This window comes from Pseudomonas citronellolis (assembly GCF_900112375.1).
GTDB classification, from domain to species: Bacteria; Pseudomonadota; Gammaproteobacteria; order Pseudomonadales; family Pseudomonadaceae; genus Pseudomonas; species Pseudomonas citronellolis.
Window position 1 is genome coordinate 24,903 of sequence record NZ_FOLS01000036.1, and the last position, 17,863, is coordinate 42,765.

At 68.7% G+C, this 17,863-nt stretch carries 15 protein-coding genes and 1 pseudogene; 7 read left to right on the forward strand and 9 right to left on the reverse strand.

Translation table 11 applies throughout. The features are described from left to right. Window positions 1–80 precede the first annotated feature (80 nt). Complete coding sequence (gene folE, locus BM060_RS27110; RefSeq protein ID WP_009618627.1) at window positions 81–626, forward strand: GTP cyclohydrolase I FolE; 546 nt, start codon at window positions 81–83, stop codon at window positions 624–626. Between the two features lie 330 nt (window positions 627–956). Here folE and BM060_RS27115 read toward each other — a convergent pair whose 3' ends face one another. The 4 genes from BM060_RS27115 to BM060_RS27130 all read right to left on the reverse strand — a co-directional run bounded on the left by BM060_RS27115 (window position 957) and on the right by BM060_RS27130 (window position 4,332). Further along, window positions 957–1,817, reverse strand: coding sequence for a cache domain-containing protein (locus BM060_RS27115; protein WP_074984861.1), 861 nt, complete (start codon window positions 1,815–1,817; stop codon window positions 957–959). 73 nt (window positions 1,818–1,890) lie between these two features. Further along, window positions 1,891–2,352: a bacteriohemerythrin gene (locus BM060_RS27120; protein WP_009618618.1), complete on the reverse strand. Its 462-nt coding sequence runs from the start codon at window positions 2,350–2,352 to the stop codon at window positions 1,891–1,893. Between the two features lie 201 nt (window positions 2,353–2,553). Beyond that, window positions 2,554–3,156 carry a glutathione S-transferase family protein gene (locus tag BM060_RS27125; RefSeq protein ID WP_058072299.1) on the reverse strand — a complete coding sequence of 201 codons (603 nt, stop codon included), beginning with the start codon at window positions 3,154–3,156 and terminating at the stop codon, window positions 2,554–2,556. A gap of 9 nt (window positions 3,157–3,165) precedes the next feature. Beyond that, window positions 3,166–4,332, reverse strand: a complete 1,167-nt coding sequence (locus BM060_RS27130; protein WP_074984863.1) for an aminotransferase-like domain-containing protein — start codon at window positions 4,330–4,332, stop codon at window positions 3,166–3,168. A gap of 80 nt (window positions 4,333–4,412) precedes the next feature. Between BM060_RS27130 and BM060_RS27135 the strand changes: the two genes are divergently transcribed. Next, window positions 4,413–4,856, forward strand: a complete 444-nt coding sequence (locus BM060_RS27135) for a MarR family winged helix-turn-helix transcriptional regulator (protein WP_074984866.1) — start codon at window positions 4,413–4,415, stop codon at window positions 4,854–4,856. Here BM060_RS27135 and BM060_RS27140 read toward each other — a convergent pair. Next, window positions 4,844–5,491, reverse strand: a complete 648-nt coding sequence (locus BM060_RS27140; RefSeq protein WP_009618610.1) for a hypothetical protein — start codon at window positions 5,489–5,491, stop codon at window positions 4,844–4,846. The two genes, BM060_RS27135 and BM060_RS27140, sit on opposite strands and share 13 nt — an antisense overlap. Before the next feature lie 145 nt (window positions 5,492–5,636). On the opposite strand from BM060_RS27140, the gene BM060_RS27145 reads away from it, so the two are divergent. Further along, entirely contained in the window at window positions 5,637–6,248 is a 612-nt protein-coding gene (locus BM060_RS27145; protein ID WP_009618608.1) for a LysE family translocator, read from the forward strand. Further along, complete coding sequence (locus BM060_RS27150) at window positions 6,245–7,438, forward strand: benzoate/H(+) symporter BenE family transporter (protein WP_043314276.1); 1,194 nt, start codon at window positions 6,245–6,247, stop codon at window positions 7,436–7,438. Before BM060_RS27145 ends, BM060_RS27150 begins: the two co-directional genes overlap by 4 nt. 262 nt (window positions 7,439–7,700) lie before the next feature. Here the strand turns inward: BM060_RS27150 and BM060_RS27155 are convergent, their stop codons facing one another. Next, window positions 7,701–8,591, reverse strand: coding sequence for a bile acid:sodium symporter family protein (locus tag BM060_RS27155; protein ID WP_074984868.1), 891 nt, complete (start codon window positions 8,589–8,591; stop codon window positions 7,701–7,703). A 233-nt stretch (window positions 8,592–8,824) separates the two neighbouring features. On the opposite strand from BM060_RS27155, the gene BM060_RS27160 reads away from it, so the two are divergent. Then, window positions 8,825–11,557: a cation-transporting P-type ATPase gene (locus BM060_RS27160; protein ID WP_074984870.1), complete on the forward strand. Its 2,733-nt coding sequence runs from the start codon at window positions 8,825–8,827 to the stop codon at window positions 11,555–11,557. A gap of 3 nt (window positions 11,558–11,560) precedes the next feature. Here the strand turns inward: BM060_RS27160 and BM060_RS27165 are convergent, their stop codons facing one another. Then, window positions 11,561–12,322 carry an SDR family oxidoreductase gene (locus BM060_RS27165; protein ID WP_074984872.1) on the reverse strand — a complete coding sequence of 254 codons (762 nt, stop codon included), beginning with the start codon at window positions 12,320–12,322 and terminating at the stop codon, window positions 11,561–11,563. A gap of 222 nt (window positions 12,323–12,544) precedes the next feature. Here BM060_RS27165 and BM060_RS27170 point away from each other — a divergent pair, with 222 nt between their 5' ends. After that, window positions 12,545–13,549, forward strand: coding sequence for an NADP-dependent oxidoreductase (locus BM060_RS27170; protein ID WP_074984874.1), 1,005 nt, complete (start codon window positions 12,545–12,547; stop codon window positions 13,547–13,549). Between the two features lie 291 nt (window positions 13,550–13,840). Next, on the forward strand, window positions 13,841–15,544 hold the full coding sequence (locus tag BM060_RS27175) for a SulP family inorganic anion transporter (protein WP_074984876.1): 1,704 nt from the start codon (window positions 13,841–13,843) through the stop codon (window positions 15,542–15,544). Between the two features lie 175 nt (window positions 15,545–15,719). Here the strand turns inward: BM060_RS27175 and BM060_RS33790 are convergent, their stop codons facing one another. Continuing rightward, the gene (locus tag BM060_RS33790; RefSeq protein ID WP_371263881.1) at window positions 15,720–16,601 is read right to left on the reverse strand and encodes a methyl-accepting chemotaxis protein; all 882 of its coding nucleotides are present in this window, start codon (window positions 16,599–16,601) and stop codon (window positions 15,720–15,722) included. Then, a pseudogene (locus BM060_RS33795) lies at window positions 16,578–17,843 on the reverse strand (HAMP domain-containing protein); the annotation flags it as partial. The gene BM060_RS33790 and the pseudogene BM060_RS33795, both read right to left, overlap by 24 nt. Window positions 17,844–17,863 lie beyond the last annotated feature (20 nt).

Sequence of the window (17,863 nt, forward strand, 5' to 3'; positions counted from 1 at the left end):
GGCGCACCGCGCCCTTGCCAGCACGCCACGCGCGCCCTACCCTGCGCCTCTGCGCTTCAACGAGTCCCAACAGGTAGAACATGTCCCTGGAACAAAACTACTCGCAGATCCTCAGCCAGCTCGGCGAGGACGTCACCCGCGAAGGCCTGCTCGACACGCCCAAGCGCGCCGCCAAGGCCATGCAGTACCTCTGCCGCGGCTACCAGCAGACGCTGGACGAGATCGTCAACGGCGCGCTGTTCAGCTCCGACAACAGCGAGATGGTGCTGGTCAAGGACATCGAGCTGTACTCGCTGTGCGAGCACCACCTGCTGCCCTTCATCGGCAAGGCCCACGTGGCCTACATCCCCAACGGCAAGGTGCTGGGCCTGTCCAAGGTGGCGCGCATCGTCGACATGTACGCCCGCCGCCTGCAGATCCAGGAGAACATGTCCCGGCAGATCGCCGAGGCCGTGCAGCAGGTCACCGGCGCCCTGGGCGTGGCGGTGGTCATTGAGGCCAAGCACATGTGCATGATGATGCGTGGCGTGGAGAAGCAGAACTCCTCCATGGTCACCTCGGTGATGCTCGGCGAGTTCCGCGAGAACGCCGCTACCCGTAGCGAGTTCCTCAGCCTGATTCGCTGAGGTCGCTTGCGGGGATGGAAAACCGGCCTGTGGGGCCGGTTTTTCTTTGGGGGGTCGGGGAGTCCATGCCGCCGGAGGGTTCCGCGCGGCCGGGGATAATCGCGGACGGAGTCCGCTCCTACAACCTCCGGCAAATACAATGCCCCGCAGGATGGGTTGAGCGAAGCGATATCCATCACCGCCACCGCATGGGCTTCGCAGGCTCAACCCATCCTACGAAGAACACCTCGGTGCGGCCTGGGAAGCTCGGGCGTAGGAGCGGACTTTGTCCGCGATTGGATTCGCCGAGCGCGCCGGACACCCCGATGGCACGAATAGCCCCTGGCGGACTCACCCCCCCGCCGTGTAGTACCCCACCGCCACCAGGTAATGCCCGCTCTTGCGCAGCAGGGCATGCTTGTTCTCCACCTTGCCGGTCACCGGGTTGCGCCACTGGTAGTCGAACTGCCCTTCGCCCTTGCTTTTCGCCAGCGCCAGCATGGCCTGGCCGATTGCGTTGCCGGCCGGGTCCTTGAGGCTGGCGAAGTCGGTGCCGACCATTCGCGTGTTGTAGCCGTGGGCGACGAACTTGCCGGTGTCCATGTCGACCACGAAGGCGTAGAGGTCATCCTCGATGAAGGCCTTGTCGAGGTCGTTGATGCGCTTGAAGGTCGCTTCCGGCGCCCCTTCCACCGCCTTGGCCGTCTTCTGCAGCATGGCCTCGGCCTGGCGGGCGTCGGCGCGCGGGATGTAGTAGCCCACCGCCAGGAAGCGGTCGCCTATGCGCTGGTAGTAGGTGTGCTTGCGCTCGACGCGGCCGTCGGCCCAGTTCTTCCAGCGGTATTCGGTTTCCTGCACCTTGCCGTTCTCCGGCGCCTTGAGGGCCTTGGCGAACTGCGTGCGCATGTTCGGGTCGAGCAGTTGCGAGACGTCGCGGCCGATCAGCACCACCGAGGGGCCGCCGCTGGCCAGCATCACGCCCTTGCTGTCGACGACGTAGACGTACAGCTCGTTGTCGACGAACTCGCCCTGGCGGCTGAACGCGGCGAAGGCCTTGTCGCCCTCCTGGCGGTAGTAGGCCACGGCCTTCTCCAGCAGTTGCCGGGCCCGCTGGGCCTGGGCGGCGTCGGCCGCTGTGCTGGTGGCGGCCGGCAGGTGCAGCGGGGTCAGGCAGGCGAGGCAGAACAGCAGCGCACTGAACAGGCGTTTCATGCAGGGTCCTCCATGTCGTCCCTTCTTGTTCTGGACTGAGCATAGATGGCCGCTGCGGTTTCGCCCGCCGGCGTCAGCCGAAGAAGCGCTTCATCGAGCGCGACAGCCAGCCGCCGTGGCTCTGGTCGTGGGTCAGCTCGTGCATGCTGGCCTTGACCGACTCCACGTAGTTGGCGTCGTCGTTGCGGATGTGGGTGAACAGCCAGCGCCCGAGCAGCCCCTTGAGTTCCTCGGCGACGTCCTCGCCGGCGGCGAAGCGCAGGCGGTAGTCGGAAACGCGCTTGATGAAGAGTTCGTGGACCTTCTTGTGGGCGCGGGTGAACTGGTAGCCGGAGTCTTCCAGCAAGGTTTCCTCGAAGGCGAAGTGCGACTGGGTATAGTCCACCAGCTCCTCGATCACCTCGCCGACCCGCGCCTTGTCCAGCGTGCCCTGGGCCTCGTGCAACTGGTTGATCATCTCGACGATTCGCTTGTGCTGGTTGTCGATCACCTGGATGCCGGTGTTCAGGTCATCCTGCCAGACCAGATAGGCCATCTTTACCTCCCCCACCGGCCGCCGGCATTTCCGCCGCCGCGGCCCGGCTACTGCTCTATTGTTGGCTGGGTCCAGGGTAGGGAGGCGAAACGGCGCGCGCCATGATGCCCGTCAATGGGAAGGCCCTTAAACTGCGAGCCAGAGCGCACGAATACGAAAAAGCCCGCGCGATGGCGGGCTTCTTCTGACACCTAGGGACGCTCAGTCGAGCATGCCGACATGCCGCGGGTGTGCCGCGACGCGCGCCATCCAGGCATTGATCGCCGGGTAGCCGGAGAGGTCGAAACCGCCCTGGTGCGCCACGTGGGTGTAGGCGTACAGGGTGATGTCGGCGATGGAGTAGCTGTCGCCCACCAGGTAGGGCGTGCGCGCCAGTTGCTGCTCCATCACGTCCAGGGCCTTGTAGCCGCCCTTCAGGCAGTCCTCGTACTCGGCGCGGCGCTCGTCCGGCATCTTCAGGTAGAACTGGATGAAACGCGCCACCGCCACGTAGGGCTCGTGGCTGTACTGCTCGAAGAACTGCCACTGCAGCACCTGGGTGCGCAGGCGCGGTTCCTTCGGCAGCAGCTCGCTGCCGTCGGCGAGGAAGTTGAGGATGGCGTTGGATTCCCACAGGCAGCTGCCGTCCTCCAGTTCCAGCACCGGCACCTTGCCGTTGGGGTTCTTGGCCAGGAATTCCGGGGTCTGCGTCTCGCCCTTGAGGATATCGACGTCCTGCCATTGGTACGGCAGGCCGAGCAGGTGCAGGACCAGCTTGACCTTGTAGCAGTTGCCGGACAACCGGTCGCCGTAGACGGTGTACATGGCGCCTCCTCAGGCAGATTGGGCCGCTTGCGCTTCGCGGATCACCGTGGCCAGGCGGCGCAGGCCCTCGCCCAGGCGCTCCGGCGCCACGTGGCTGAAGTTCAGGCGCAGGTGGCCGGGGTTGGCATCGGGGTCGGTGAAGAAGGGTTCGCCGGGCATGAAGGCCACGTTCTGCTGCAGGGCCTCGTCCAGCAGGCCGCGGGTGTCCAGCGGCTGCTTCAGGGTCAGCCAGAAGAACAGCCCGCCCTGGGGCACGTTCCACTCGGCCAGGTCGGCGAAGTGTTCTTCCAGTTGGACCTGCATGGCGTCGCGGCGGATGCGGTAGAAGTCGCGCAGTTCGGCCAGGTGGCCACGGTAGGCCTCGGTGCCGAACCACTGCAGGGCCTGCCACTGGCCGATGCGGTTGGTGTGCAGGTCGGCCGACTGCTTCAGGCGCAGCAGGTGCGGGAACAGGTCCGGGGTGGCGATCAGGAAGCCCACGCGCAGGCCGGGCAGCAGGGTCTTGGAGACGGTGCCGGTGTAGATCCAGCTGGCCTTCTTCAGGCGGCTGACCAGCGGGGTGGCGCTGCCGGCGTCGAACACCAGCTCGCGGTAGGGTTCGTCTTCGATCAAGGTCACGCCGAACTCGTCGAGCAGCGCCGCCACTTCGTCGCGGCGTTCTTCGCTGTAGCGCACGCCGGACGGATTCTGGAAGGTCGGGATGAGGTAGGCGAAGGCCGGCTTGTGCCGCTCCAGGCGCTGGCGCAGGGCGGCCACGTCCGGGCCCTCGGCGCCCAGCGGCACGGTCACGCAGTCGGCGCCGAACAGCTGGAAGGCCTGCAGCGCGGCCAGGTAGGTCGGCGCCTCGAGCAACACCTCGGTGCCCGGGTCGATGAACAGCTTGCTGGCAAGGTCGAGGGTCTGCTGCGAACCGCTGACGATCAGCACCTGGCTGGCATCGCAGGGCACGCCCAGGGCCCGCGCTTCGGCGGCGATGGCCTCGCGCAGGGCCGGCTCGCCCTCGCTCATGCCGTACTGGCCCATGCTGGCCGGCATGTCCGCCCATTCCACCTTGGGCAGCATGGGTTCGGCCGGCAGGCCGCCGGCGAAGGACATCACCTCCGGACGTTGCGCCGCAGCGAGGATTTCACGGATCAGGGAGCTTTTCAGGCGGGCGATGCGTTCGGAGAAGGCCATGGGGTCACCGGTAGCGGAGGCAGGAGCAAATGGATCAAACTGGTTGACCGAAGCTACGACGGCCGAACGGATACGTCAATATGCCTGACCTTCTGCCCTCCGACACCTGGTCGGAAGCCATGCAAGCCTTTTACTTCAGCTACCGGGCGTTCACCGCCAAGCCGGACGAGATCCTCGCCCGCCGCGGCCTGGGCCGGGTGCACCACCGCATCCTGTTCTTCGTCGCGCGCCAGAGCGGGTTGAGCGTGAAGGAGCTGCTGGCCACCCTGGGCGTGAGCAAGCAGGCGCTGAACATGCCGCTGCGGCAATTGCAGGAGATGCAGCTGATCCGCAGCGAAGCCTCGCCGGCCGACAAGCGCAAGCGCCTGCTCAGCCTCACCACCGAGGGCGCCAGGCTGGAACGGGCCCTGCGCAACGAGCAGGCGCGCCTGCTGCAGCGCGCCTTCGCCGAGGCAGGCGAAGAGGCGGTGCACGGCTGGCTGGCGGTCAACCAGGCCCTGGCGCAGTCGCTTCAGGAAACCTGAGCGCCGCCCTCCAGCTCCCGCGCGCCGCGCAGGAACATCAGCGCCAGCGGCAGCAGCGCCGCGGCGGCCAGGACGGTGCCGGGGATGAACAGCAGGATGCTGGCCATGCACACGCCCGAGAGCACGTCGAGCCAGCCCAGCACCTTCACCGAGGGGTACGGCAGGCCGATCTTCAGCACCCGCACGCCATACCACAGGCCCACCAGGCCGCTGGGCAGGAACAGCGCCATGAAGCCGGCCAGGGCGGCGTTGGGCGTGCCGTCGAGCTGGGCGTCGAAGATCACCGCGTAGGCCTGGATCACCAGCGCCAGACCGATGGACAGCCACAGCGGCCAGGCCATGCCGCGGGCACCGAAGCGCTCGACCAGGAACTGCGTGGCGCGCCAGCTGAGGTAGCAGCCGAGCAGCGTGCAGAGCACGCCCAGCCACAGGCTGTAACTGTCCAGGGCGTCGCCGCGCCCGGTGCCGCCGAGGAACGACAGGCCGAACAGCACGCTCTGCGCCAGCAGCAGCGCCAGGCTCAGCCAGGCCAGCAGGCGCAGGTGACCGGGGCTCCAGCGGCCGCCGGCGAGGCTGGCCGGGGTGCGCGCCTCGATCAGCTCGACCTTGGGCGCGGCATAGGGGTTGTGGTCCATGGCGGGACTCCACGACTGCGACCTGCCCACCATATCCACAGCACGCCGGGCGCGCCACTGTACGGCCCGATCCGCCCCTGGCTGTTACGCGACAGCCCGCAGGCCGGGGGTTAGGCTGCGGAAAAACCACAAGACGCGTGCCGCCATGCCCCTCGAACTCCTGGCCGCCTTCATCGGCTTCGCCTTCGTCACCTCCATCACGCCCGGGCCGAACAACATGATGCTGCTGGCCTCCGGGGTGAACTTCGGCGTGCGCCGCACCGTCCCGCACATGCTCGGCATCAGCATCGGCTTCCTGCTGCTGGTGGTCGCCGTGGGCCTGGGGCTGGACCAGCTGTTCCACGCCTTCCCCTTCACCTACCAGGCGCTGCGCTACCTGGGCGCGGCCTACCTGCTGTACCTGGCCTGGGGCATCGCCCGCGCCGGCGCGCCGCAGGCCAACGGGCGCGGCAGCGGCAAGCCGTTCAGCTTCCTGCAGGCGGCGGCCTTCCAGTGGGTCAACCCCAAGGCCTGGATCATGGCCATCGGCGCCATCACCACCTATACCCCGCAGCAGGGCTTCGCCGGCAACGTGCTGCTGATCGCGGTGCTGTTCGCCGTGGTCAACCTGCCCAGCGTCGGCGTCTGGACGGTGCTCGGCAGCTGCCTGCGGCACTGGCTGGAACAGCCGGCGCGGCGCCGCGTGTTCAATATCGGCATGGCCCTGCTGCTGGTAGCCTCCCTCTACCCCCTGTTCGTGGACATCACCCCCGCATGACCGATTCGACCAGCGCGCGCCTGCGCCCCTTCGCCGACTCCTCCCCCGCCGCCGTGGTGGCCGGCTTCGTCGCCATGCTCACCGGCTACACCAGCTCGCTGGTGCTGATGTTCCAGGCCGGCCAGGCCGCCGGGCTGAGCAACGCGCAGATTTCCTCGTGGATCTGGGCGCTGTCCATCGGCATGGCGCTGACCACCATCGGCCTGACCCTGCGCTACCGCACGCCCATCGTCATCGCCTGGTCCACCCCCGGCGCCGCGCTGCTGATCAGCAGCCTGCCGGGCGTGCCCTACTCGGAGGCCATCGGCGCCTTCATCGTCTGTGCCGGGCTGATCACCCTGTGCGGCGTCACCGGCAGCTTCGACCGCCTGATGCGCCAGGTGCCCGGTTCGCTGGCCTCGGCCCTGCTGGCCGGGGTGTTGTTCCGCATCTGCATCGAGATCTGCCGCGCGGCCGAGCAGCAGACGCTGCTGGTGGCGGCGATGTTCCTCAGCTACCTGCTGGCCAAGCGCCTGTCGCCGCGCTACGCGGTGTTCGTCGCGCTGCTGGTGGGCGTGGCCCTGGCCGGCGCCCTGGGCCTGCTGAACTTCAGCCACTTCCAGCTGGAGCTGGCGAAACCGGTGTGGACCACGCCGAGCTTCTCCCTGGCCGCCACCATCAGCATCGGCATCCCGCTGTTCATCGTCGCCATGGCCTCGCAGAACATGCCGGGCCTGGCCGTGCTGCGCGCCGACGGCTACCAGGTGCCGGCCTCGCCGCTGATCTCCAGCACCGGCATCGCCTCGCTGCTGCTGGCGCCGTTCGGCTCCCACGGCATCAACCTGGCGGCCATCAGCGCGGCCATCTGCACCGGCCCGGAAGCCCACGAGAACCCGCACAAGCGCTACACCGCGGCGCTCTGGTGCGGGGTCTTCTACGGCGTGGCGGGCATCTTCGGCGCCACCCTGGCGGCGCTGTTCGCGGCCCTGCCCAAGGCGCTGGTGCTGTCCATAGCCGCCCTGGCGCTGCTCGGCTCGATCACCAACGGCCTGAGCAACGCCATGGCCGAGGCCCGCCAGCGCGAGGCGGCCATGGTTACGTTCCTGGTGACTGCTTCGGGTTTCACGCTGTTTTCCGTGGGGTCGGCTTTCTGGGGGCTGGTGGCGGGGTTGGTTACGCAGTTGGTGTTGAATTGGCGTCGGGCGATTTGATGAGGAAGGTTCAGGGGTTGGGCGAGAGCCCCTCTCCCCAGCCCTCGGCTGCGCGCCCCGCCCTGAAGGGAGAGGGGGCTTGTCCGTGCCAACGGGGAGAATGGCCTACGCCGGATACTTCGCGCTTGCCGGCTAACTGTGGAGTACCCACGCACGCCGAACGGTCCCCTCTCCCTTCAGGGCGGGGGCGCGCAGCCGAGGGTTAGGGAGAGGGAACGGAGCCAACCCCAGACACCGAAATATCCAGCGAACGACAACCCCCTCAAACCACCACTTCCCCCGCCACCCCCTTCTTCACCCCGCGACTGACCCACCACCCGAACGCCCCCGCCGTGAAGAACATCAGCACCCCATAGATCGCCGCCGGGATCGCCATGGTGTGGTTGTTCAGCAGCATCGGGCTCAGGGCCAGGGCGATGGCCAGGGTGCCGTTGTGGATGCCGATCTCCATGCCGATGGCGATCGACTGCGGGCGCGACAGCCGCAGCAGGCGCGGCACCCAGTAGCCCACGGCCAGGCTCGCCAGGTTGAAGCACAGCGCCGCCGCGCCCACCACCGGGGCGTAGGTGACGAAGGTCTGCCAGTCCTTGCTCACAGCGATGACGATGATCACCGCCAGCAGCAGCGCCGAAAGAATCTTCACCGGTTTCTCCAGGGCCGCCGCCAGCGCCGGCAGCAGGCGCCGCACCAGCATGCCGATGGCCACCGGACCGAGGACGATGACGAATACCTGCAACACCTTGCCGAACTGCAGCGGGATGGCCTGGCCCTCGTCCATGAAGTACAGCAGCGACAGGTTGACGATCAGCGGCATGGTGAAGATGGCGATCACCGAGTTCACCGCGGTCAGGGTGATGTTCAGCGCCACGTCGCCGTGGGCCAGGTGGCTGTAGAGGTTGGCCGTGGTGCCGCCGGGGGATGCGGCCAGCAGCATCATGCCCACCGCCAGCGCCGCTTCCAGGGCGAAGCCGAGGGTGATCAGGAAGCAGGCAAGCGGCAGCAGGATGATCTGGCACACCAGGCCGATGAGCACCGGCTTGGGATAACGCACGACACGGGCGAAGTCGGCTAGGGTCAGGGATAGCCCGAGGCCGAGCATGATGATGCCCAGGGCCACGGGGAGGAACAGGGTAAGCAAGGGGCTGGCGGTCATTCTTGTGATTCTCCTGCAGCACGCGAAGGGGCGGTCTGACGCCGCCGTAGGCCGATTCTTCCTACCAGTGTGGCCTTTGTAACTGTCCCTGCCGGCCAAAACAGGTTCCTGCTGTAACAGAATGCAAAACACTGGGAGGGCGCCGGTCGCCTGCGCTGTTCCAGGTCAAGCCCGGCGGACGCCCGCCTGTCCATGCTGTAGCTCACCCCTGCCCCATCCGACAGGAGCCTTGCATGAGCCGACGCCGCGTTTCCCACTCCGACGCCAGCGCCACGCCCTGGCACAGCCTCGCCAGCGACGAGGTCCAGGCCCGCCTGCGCAGCGGCCCCGGCGGCCTCGACGAGGCCGAGGTGCAAAGCCGCCGCCAGCAATACGGCGAGAACCGCCTGGCGCCGCCGCGCCGGCGCGGCCCGCTGCTGCGCCTGCTGCTGCAGTTCCACAACATCCTGCTCTACGTGATGCTCGCCGCCGCGCTCGTCACCGCGCTGCTCGGCCACTGGGTGGACACTGCGGTGCTGCTGGGCGCGGTGCTGATCAACGCGGTGATCGGCTTCATCCAGGAAGGCAAGGCCGAATCGGCGCTGGACGCCATCCGCGGCATGCTCTCCTCCACCGCCACCGTGGTGCGCCAGGGCAAGCGCCAGCAGATCGACGCCGCCGCCCTGGTCCCCGGCGACCTGGTGCTGCTGGCCTCCGGCGACCGCGTGCCAGCCGACCTGCGCCTGCTCGGCGGCAAGGAGCTGCGTGTCGACGAGGCGGCGTTGACCGGCGAATCCCTGCCGGTGGAGAAGAGCGCGCAAGCGGTGGCCGCCGACGCGCCCCTGGGCGACCGCTACGGCATGGCCTACTCCGGCACCCTGGTGGTCTACGGCCAGGCCCGCGGCCTGGTGGTAGGTACCGGGGCGGACACCGAGCTGGGGCGCATCAACCAGATGCTCAGCAGCGTGGAGAACCTGACCACCCCGCTGCTGCGGCAGATCGACCGCTTCGGCCGCATCCTGGCCATGGTCATCCTCGGCATCGGCGCCCTGGTGTTCCTGCTCGGCACCCTGTGGCTGGGCGAGACGCCGGAGCAGATGTTCATGATGGTGGTGGCCCTGGTGGCCTCGGCCATCCCCGAGGGGCTGCCGGCGATCATGACCGTGACCCTCGCCCTGGGCGTGCAGCGCATGGCCCGCCAGCGCGCCATCGTGCGGCGCCTGCCAGCGGTGGAGACGCTGGGCTCGGTGACGGTGATCTGCTCGGACAAGACCGGCACCCTGACCTGCAACGAAATGACCGTGCAGCGCCTGGTCTGCGCCGAGCGGGTGTACGAAGTAGAAGGCGTCGGCTACGTCCCCGAGGGCGGTTTCAGCATCGATGGCCGAGCCGTGCAGCCGGACACGCAACCGGCGCTGCTGCAGGCGATCCGCGCCGGGGTGCTGTGCAACGACGCCCAGCTGCGCGAGGACGCCGGCCAGTGGAGCATCGAGGGCGACCCCACCGAAGGCGCGCTGCTGGTGCTCGGCGCCAAGGCCGGGCTGCCCCAGGAAACCTGCGCCCGGGACTGGCCGCGGCTGGACAGCATTCCCTTCGAGTCGCAGCACCGCTTCATGGCCAGCAGCCACCAGGACGCCGAAGGCCGCCCGTGGATACTGGTCAAGGGCGCGCCGGAGCGCATCCTCGAAATGTGCTCGACGCAGCTCACCGATGCCGGCGCGGCGCCGCTGGACCCGGACTACTGGCGGCGCATGGCCACCGACACCGCCGCCCGCGGCCTGCGCCTGCTGGCCCTGGCCGCGAGGCAGGCGGCGCCGCAGGGCGCGCAACTGAACTTCGACGACGTCGCCGAAGGCTTCACCCTGCTGGCCCTGGTGGGCCTGATCGACCCGCCGCGGGCCGAGGCCATCGCCGCCGTGGCGCACTGCCAGCAGGCCGGCATCCGCGTCAAGATGATCACCGGCGACCATGCCGAGACCGCCCGCGCCATCGGCGCCCGGCTGGGCATCGGCGTCGGCCGCCCGGCGGTGACCGGCGCCGAGGTGGCGTTGATGGACGACGCCGAGCTGCGCCGCGTGGCCCTGGAGGTGGACGTGTTCGCCCGCGCCAGCCCCGAGCACAAGCTGCGCCTGGTGCAGGCCCTGCAGGAGGACGGCCAGGTGGTGGCGATGACCGGCGACGGCGTCAACGACGCCCCGGCGCTCAAGCGCGCCGAGGTCGGCGTGGCCATGGGCCGCAAGGGCACCGAGGCGGCGCGCGAGGCCGCCGACGTGGTGCTGGCCGACGACAACTTCGCCAGCATCGCCAGCGCCGTGCGCGAGGGCCGAGCGGTCTACGACAACCTGAAGAAATTCATCCTGTTCATGCTGCCGACCAATGGCGGCGAGGCGCTGGTGGTGATCGCCGCGCTGTTCCTCGGCCTGGGCCTGCCGCTGACGCCGGCGCAGGTGCTGTGGATCAACATGGTCACCTCCAGCACCCTGGGCCTGGCCCTGGCCTTCGAGCCGGCCGAGCGCGACATCATGCGCCGCAGCCCGCGGCCGCCGGGCAACGCCCTGCTTTCCGGGTTCTTCGTCTGGCGCGTGCTGATGGTGGCGCTGCTGATGATGCTCGGCGCCTTCGGCCTGTTCCTCTGGGAGCTGCAGCGCGGCACCGGCATCGAGTCGGCGCGGACCATGGCGGTCAACGCGGTGGTGATCGCGGAGATGTTCTACCTGATCAACAGCCGCTCGATCTTCGGCTCGGTGCTCAACCGCGAGGGCCTGTTCGGCAACCGCTGGGTGCTGCTGGCCATCGCCGCGTGCATCCCGCTGCAGCTGGCCTTCACCTACGCGCCCTGGATGCAGGAGATCTTCGGCTCCAGGGGCCTGAGCCCGGCCGAATGGCTACGGGCGCTGGGCGCCGGGCTGCTGGTGTTCCTCGGCGCCGAGCTGGAGAAGTGGGTGATCCGCCACAGCGGCCTGGCGCAGCGCCTGGCCAGGCACTGAGCCTCAGACCGCGGTGTGCCCGCCATCCACCGGCAGCGCGATGCCGGTGGTGAAGCCGGCGTTGTCGCTGCACAGGTAGAGCACCGCCGCGGCGATCTCCTCGACCTTGCCGACGCGGCCCACCGGGTGCATGGCGGCGGCGAACTCGGCCTTCTTCGGGTCGGCCTCGTAGGCGCGGCGGAACATGTCGGTGTCGATCACCGCCGGGCACACGGCGTTGATGCGCACCTTCTTCTTCGCGTATTCCACGGCCGCCGACTTGGTCAGGCCGATCACCGCGTGCTTGGAGGCGGCGTAGATGCTCATCTTCGGCGCCGCGCCCAGGCCGGCCACCGAGGCGGTGTTGACGATGGCGCCGCCGCCCTGGGCGAGCATCACCGGGATCTGGTGCTTCATGCACAGCCAGACGCCCTTGACGTTCACCCCCATGATGGCGTCGAACTCGCTTTCCTTGCCCTCGGCCAGCCGGCCCTGCTCGATCTCGATGCCGGCGTTGTTGAAGGCGTAGTCCAGGCGGCCGTAGGCCTCCACCGTGGCGGCGACCAGCGCCTGGACCTCGGCGTCGCGGGTCACGTCGCAGCGGATGAAACGCGCTTCGCCGCCGGCGGCGCGGATCAGCTCGGCGGTGGCCTCGCCGCCGGCGGCGTCGACGTCGGAAACCACCACCTTGATGCCCTCGTGGGCGAAGGCCTGGGCGGTGGCGCGGCCGATGCCGGCGGCGGCGCCGGTGACCAGGGCGACCTGGCCGGAAAGCAGCTGACTCATGGACTGTCCTCGAACGGATGGAGAATCGTACGAGTCTAGCCAGCGCCCGCCGCGGGCAAAGCACTATCAGGCCGCTGTAGCTCGCATTATCCGCGCGGGTGATGAATGCCTCGCGCCTGGATCATTTACATGGATAACCGGGCATTCTCGTGGTCGGCGGCAGCTTGCCGACGCCGCCGCCGCGGACTATCCCTAGGTTTTCCCCTCCCCGAGGCCACTGCCATGACCGCCCCGCTCAACCGCCAGTTCGTGCTCGCCCAGCGCCCCCAGGGCGCCATCGACCAGGACACCTTCCGCTACCAGGAAACCCCGCTCGGCGAGCCCGGCCCGGGCCAGGTGCTGGTGCGCAACCTGTACCTGTCGCTGGACCCGGCCATGCGCGGCTGGCTCAACGACGCCAAGTCCTACATTCCGCCGGTGGGCCTGGGCGAGGTGATGCGCGCCCTCGGCGTGGGCCAGGTGGTGGCCTCGAACAACCCGGCCTTCGTCGTCGGCGACCATGTCAACGGCGCCCTCGGCGTGCAGGACTACTTCCTCGGCGAGCCCAGGGGCTTCTACAAGGTCGACGCGAACCGCGCGCCGCTGCCGCTGTACCTCTCGGCCCTGGGCATGACCGGCATGACCGCCTACTTCGGCCTGCTCGACGTCGGCCTGCCCAAGGCCGGCGAGACCGTAGTGGTTTCCGCCGCGGCCGGCGCGGTGGGCAGCGTGGTCGGGCAGATCGCCAAGATCAAGGGCTGCAACGTGATCGGCATCGCCGGCGGCGAGGACAAGTGCCGCTACCTGGTGGAGGAACTGGGCTTCGACGGCGCCGTCGACTACAAGAACGAGGACCTCGCCCTGGGCCTGAAGCGCTGCTGCCCCAACGGCATCGACGTGTTCTTCGACAACGTCGGCGGCGACATCCTCGACGCCTGCCTGGCGCGCCTGGCGCCCAAGGCGCGCATCGTGATCTGCGGCGCCATCAGCCAGTACAACAACAAGCAGGCGGTGAAGGGCCCGGCCAACTACCTGTCGCTGCTGGTCAACCGCGCACGCATGGAAGGCATGGTGGTGATGGACTACGCCAACCGCTTCCCCGAAGCCATGCGCGAGATGGCCGGCTGGCTGGCCGAGGGCAAGCTGAAGTCCAGGGAAGATATCGTCGAAGGCCTGCAGACCTTCCCGCAGACGGTGCTCAAGCTATTCAGCGGGGAGAACTTCGGCAAGCTCATCCTCAAGCTCTGAAGGCTTTGCGACACCCTGCAGGAGCGCCCCCTGGGCGCGAATCGCGGGCAGGGCCCGCTCCTACAGGTGCAGGAGAAACACTGACGTAGGATGGGTTGAGCGAAGCGATACCCATCGCCAGCACCGCATGGGTTTCGCAAACTCAACCCATCCTACGAAAAGCATCCCGGCACCGTCCTCCTACTGCCCTCTCGAAATCCTTCGTCTTCCTATGCCAGGCACTGACGCCGGGCAAGCCGCGGCCCTACACTGTGGCTAAGCTTCAGCCCCGACGCTTCACGGAAGACACCCATGCCCCTCACCCGCTGGCTGCCCGGCCTGGACAACCTGCTGCACTACCGCTCCGCCTGGCTGCGCCCGGACGTCCTCGCCGGCCTGTCGGTGGCGGCCATCCAGATTCCCACCGCCATCGCCTATGCCCAGATCATCGGCTTCCCGGCCCAGGTCGGGCTCTACGCCTGCATCCTGCCGATGCTGATCTACGCCCTGGTCGGCAGTTCGAAACAACTGATGGTCGGCCCTGACGCCGCCACCGCGGCCATGGTCGCGGCGGCCATCACCCCGCTGGCGGCGGGCGACCCGCAGCGCCTGCTGCAACTGTCGATGATCGTCGCGGTGATGGTCGGCCTGCTGTCCATCGTCGGCGGCCTGGTGCGCGCCGGCTTCATCGCCAGCTTCCTGTCGCGGCCGACTCTGGTGGGCTACCTCAATGGCATCGGCCTGAGCCTGATCGCCGGCCAGTTGGGCAAGCTGCTGGGCTACCACACCGAGACCAGCGGCTTCCTCGCCGGCCTGCTGGCATTGCTGCGCAACCTCGGCAGCACGCACTTGCCGACCCTCGCCCTGGGCGTGGCCACCCTGCTGCTGATGGTCCTGCTGCCGCGGCGCTACCCGAAGATTCCCGGCGCCCTGGTCGGCGTGCTGTTCGCCACCCTGGCCAGCGTCGCGCTGGGCCTGGACCGCTACGGCATCGCCCTGCTCGGCGCGGTGCCCCAGGGCCTGCCGGAGCTGAGCTGGCCGCGCACCAGCGTGCAGGAGATGGGCAACCTGTTCCGCGACGCCCTGGGCATCACCATCGTCAGCTTCTGCAGCGCCATGCTCACCGCCCGCAGCTTCGCCGCGCGCCACGGCTACAGCATCGACGCCAGCCGCGAGATGGTCGCCCTAGGCGTGGCCAACATCGGCGCCGGGGTGTCCCAGGGCTTCGTCATCAGCGGCGCCGACTCGCGCACCGCGGTCAATGACATGGTCGGCGGCCAGACGCAGATGGTCAGCATAGTCGCCGCCTTGGTCATCGGTCTGGCATTGGTGCTGTTCAGCGCGCCGCTGGGCTGGATTCCCATGCCGGCCCTGGGCGCGGTGCTGCTGATGGCCGGCTGGGGCCTGATCGACTTCAGCGCGCTGAAGGGCTTCTGGCGCCTGTCGCGCTTCGAGTTCGGCCTGTGCCTGCTGACCACCGTCGGGGTGCTCAGCGTCGGCGTGCTGCCGGGCATCTTCGTGGCCATCGTCATCGCCCTGCTGCGCCTGCTGTACCTGACCTACAAACCGAGCGACGCGGTGCTCGGCTGGGTCCACGGCATCGACGGCCAGGTCGAGCTGAGCCGCTACCCGCAGGCGCACACCCTGCCGGGCCTGGTGATCTACCGCTTCGACGCGCCGCTGCTGTTCTTCAACGCCGACTACTTCAAGCAGCGCCTGCTGCAGGTGGTGGCCGAGACCAAGGCGCCGCGCGCCGTGCTGCTCAACGCCGAGGGCGTGCTGAACCTGGACGTCAGCGGCCTGACGGTGCTGCGCGAGGTGCAGCAGACCCTGGCGGCGCAGGAGGTGCACCTGTCCCTGGCGCGGGTGCCGCGGGAAACCCTGGCGATGATGGAGCGCTCCGGCCAGTTGGGCGAACTGAAGCCGCCGCTGGTGTTCAGCTCGGTGCGCGCGGGGGTGAACGCCTACCGGCGCTGGTACAAGCGCCAGCAGGAGGCCGCCGCAAGCTCTTCGTAGGAGCGAGCTTGCTCGCGAACAAACGCGGTGCCATGCGGTTCGCGAGCAAGCTCGCTCCTACGAGAAGCCGTGCCCGCCGGTTATGGTAGGAGCGGATTCATCCGCGATTCCGCCGGCAAGGCCGGCGTCAGGCGAATCGCGGACAGAGTCCGCTCCTGCAGGGGCTCGGTGCCGCCTACAGGCGGAACTGCCCCACCATCCCCTGCAGGTCACGGCTGAGCTGGGCCAGTTCGACGCTGGAGGAGGCCGTGGACTCCATGGCCTGGGCCGATTCGTCGGCGATGCCGCGGATGCTGGTGACGCTGCGGTTGATCTCCTCGGCCACCGCGCTCTGCTGCTCGGAAGCCGCGGCGATCTGCTGGTTCATCTGGTGGATCACCGCCACCGCCGCGGCGATCTCGCCCAGCGCGGTCTCGGTCTGCTCGGCGTCGCCGACGCTCTTCTCCACCAGTTGATGGCTGTGCTGCATGTGCTGCACCGAGGCCTGGGCGCCGTTCTGCAGCGCGCCGATCAGCTTCTCGATTTCCGCCGTCGACTGCTGGGTGCGCCGCGCCAGGGCGCGCACCTCGTCGGCCACCACGGCGAAGCCCCTGCCCTGCTCGCCGGCCCGGGCCGCCTCGATGGCGGCGTTGAGCGCCAGCAGGTTGGTCTGCTCGGCCACCGCCTTGATCACGTCGAGCACGCTGCCGATGTTCTGGCTCTCGCGGCCCAGGTCGTGGATGCTGGCGGAGGCCTCGCGCACCGCCTCGGCCAGCTCGGAAATGCGCCCGAGGGTGCGTCGCACCACCTGCTGGCCGCTGGCCACGGTGCCGTCCGCCTGCTCGGCGGAGTGCGCCGCGGCCTCGGCGTTGCGCGCCACCTCGTGGACGGTGGCGGCCATCTGGTTCATCGCCGTGGCCACCTGGTCGGTCTCGGCCTTCTGGCTGTTGACGCCGCTCTGGGTGCGCTCGGTGACGCCGGACAGCGCCTGCGCCGAGGAGGTGATGCGGCCGACGCCTTCATGAAGACGGCTGACGATGCCGCGCAGGCTCTGCGCCATGGCGTCCACCGCGGCCATCAGTTGGCCCACCTCGTCCTTGCGCTCGACGCGGATGGTCTGGCTCAGGTCGCCCTCGGCGATGCGGCTGGCCATGCCGATCACCTGGCGCAGCGGGCGTACGATCAGCAGGCCGATCAGCAGCGCGGCCAGGGTGCCGACCAGCAGCGCCAGCGCCGCCGAACCGAGCATGGCGCCCACGCTGCTGTGCAGCACGCTGACCATGGCCGCCTGCTGCGTGGCGTAGGAGGCATCCACCTGCTGCATCATTTCCTCGGCGCGCTGCGACATCTCTCGGTGCGCCTGCTGTTCCTTGGCCAGGCCGGCGGAGTAGTCGCCGAGGTTGTTGCCGAAGCCGTCGATGTTGGTGGCCACGTCCTTGATCACCGAGACGTAGGCCGGATCGGTGATCGCCGTCTGCAGCTGCTTGGACAGCTCCAGGGCCTCGTCGGCGGACTTGATGCGCGCATCGCCCGCGGCCTCGCCGTCCTTCTGCTCCAGGCGCGCGCGGGCCTCGTTCAGGCCCTGCAGCACCAGGCGGTAGAGCTGGCCGACCTGGGCCGCCTGCTTGAGCAGTTCCTCGCCGTTCTGGCCCTGGCTCTGCTTGAGTTCGTAGGCGCCGTCGTCGGCCAGGCTGGACTGCAGGATGTCCAGGCTGTTGGAGGCGCTGGACACCGACCAGTTGGCGGCCTCCAGGGCCAGGTGGCGGCTCTTGCTGGCCTGCTCGAAGCGGTCGAAGGAGGCCAGGTAGCCGGCCATGGCCTGGGCCACGCGCTCCATGGCCTCGGCCTGGCCGGGGTGCGCCTTGAGCTGCTCGACGTGCCCGGCGAGGACCTTGGCGCGCTGGCGCAATTGCTCGGCGGCCTTGGGGCTGGCGTCGCGGACGAAGTCCTTCTCGCTCTGGCGCATCTCCAGGACTTCGCGGTTGACCGCGCTCATGGCGTCCAGCAGGGCGAAGCGCTGCTCGATGGAGCGCAGCGCCCCGACGCCGATCCCGGCCACCAGCGCCGTCAGCAGCAATACCAGGCCGAAACCCAGCGCCAGTTTCTTCGCCGTGCCCAGATTGGCCAACCGCCGTTGCACGAACGCGACCATGCCACTCCTCCCCTTGCCGAATGCCTTGCGGGAGAGTCTTCGACCGAAGCTCTCCCGTTCTTTGTCGTTGCTTTGGGACGGAACATTAGGAGCCGGCCGACCGGCGGAACAAGGGGCGGCGTCGATGATGGCAATTCGATGTTGCGCACGGGCATGCGCAGGTCGCATCCAGGACAGTCGCGCGCCAA

What these genes read in the sequence shown, in the direction of transcription:
- BM060_RS27145 (WP_009618608.1), top strand. Translation starts at nt 5,637, where the DNA reads ATGCCCCTCGAACTCCTGGCCGCCTTCATCGGCTTCGCCTTCGTCACC.
- BM060_RS27175 (WP_074984876.1), top strand. Translation starts at nt 13,841, where the DNA reads ATGCCCCTCACCCGCTGGCTGCCCGGCCTGGACAACCTGCTGCACTAC.
- BM060_RS27115 (WP_074984861.1), bottom strand. Translation starts at nt 1,817, where the DNA reads ATGAAACGCCTGTTCAGTGCGCTGCTGTTCTGCCTCGCCTGCCTGACC.
- BM060_RS27160 (WP_074984870.1), top strand. Translation starts at nt 8,825, where the DNA reads ATGAGCCGACGCCGCGTTTCCCACTCCGACGCCAGCGCCACGCCCTGG.
- BM060_RS33790 (WP_371263881.1), bottom strand. Translation starts at nt 16,601, where the DNA reads ATGGCCGCGGTGGACGCCATGGCGCAGAGCCTGCGCGGCATCGTCAGC.
- BM060_RS27120 (WP_009618618.1), bottom strand. Translation starts at nt 2,352, where the DNA reads ATGGCCTATCTGGTCTGGCAGGATGACCTGAACACCGGCATCCAGGTG.
- BM060_RS27135 (WP_074984866.1), top strand. Translation starts at nt 4,413, where the DNA reads ATGCCTGACCTTCTGCCCTCCGACACCTGGTCGGAAGCCATGCAAGCC.
- BM060_RS27165 (WP_074984872.1), bottom strand. Translation starts at nt 12,322, where the DNA reads ATGAGTCAGCTGCTTTCCGGCCAGGTCGCCCTGGTCACCGGCGCCGCC.
- BM060_RS27125 (WP_058072299.1), bottom strand. Translation starts at nt 3,156, where the DNA reads ATGTACACCGTCTACGGCGACCGGTTGTCCGGCAACTGCTACAAGGTC.
- BM060_RS27150 (WP_043314276.1), top strand. Translation starts at nt 6,245, where the DNA reads ATGACCGATTCGACCAGCGCGCGCCTGCGCCCCTTCGCCGACTCCTCC.
- BM060_RS27155 (WP_074984868.1), bottom strand. Translation starts at nt 8,591, where the DNA reads ATGACCGCCAGCCCCTTGCTTACCCTGTTCCTCCCCGTGGCCCTGGGC.
- folE (WP_009618627.1), top strand. Translation starts at nt 81, where the DNA reads ATGTCCCTGGAACAAAACTACTCGCAGATCCTCAGCCAGCTCGGCGAG.
- BM060_RS27170 (WP_074984874.1), top strand. Translation starts at nt 12,545, where the DNA reads ATGACCGCCCCGCTCAACCGCCAGTTCGTGCTCGCCCAGCGCCCCCAG.
- BM060_RS27140 (WP_009618610.1), bottom strand. Translation starts at nt 5,491, where the DNA reads ATGGACCACAACCCCTATGCCGCGCCCAAGGTCGAGCTGATCGAGGCG.
- BM060_RS27130 (WP_074984863.1), bottom strand. Translation starts at nt 4,332, where the DNA reads ATGGCCTTCTCCGAACGCATCGCCCGCCTGAAAAGCTCCCTGATCCGT.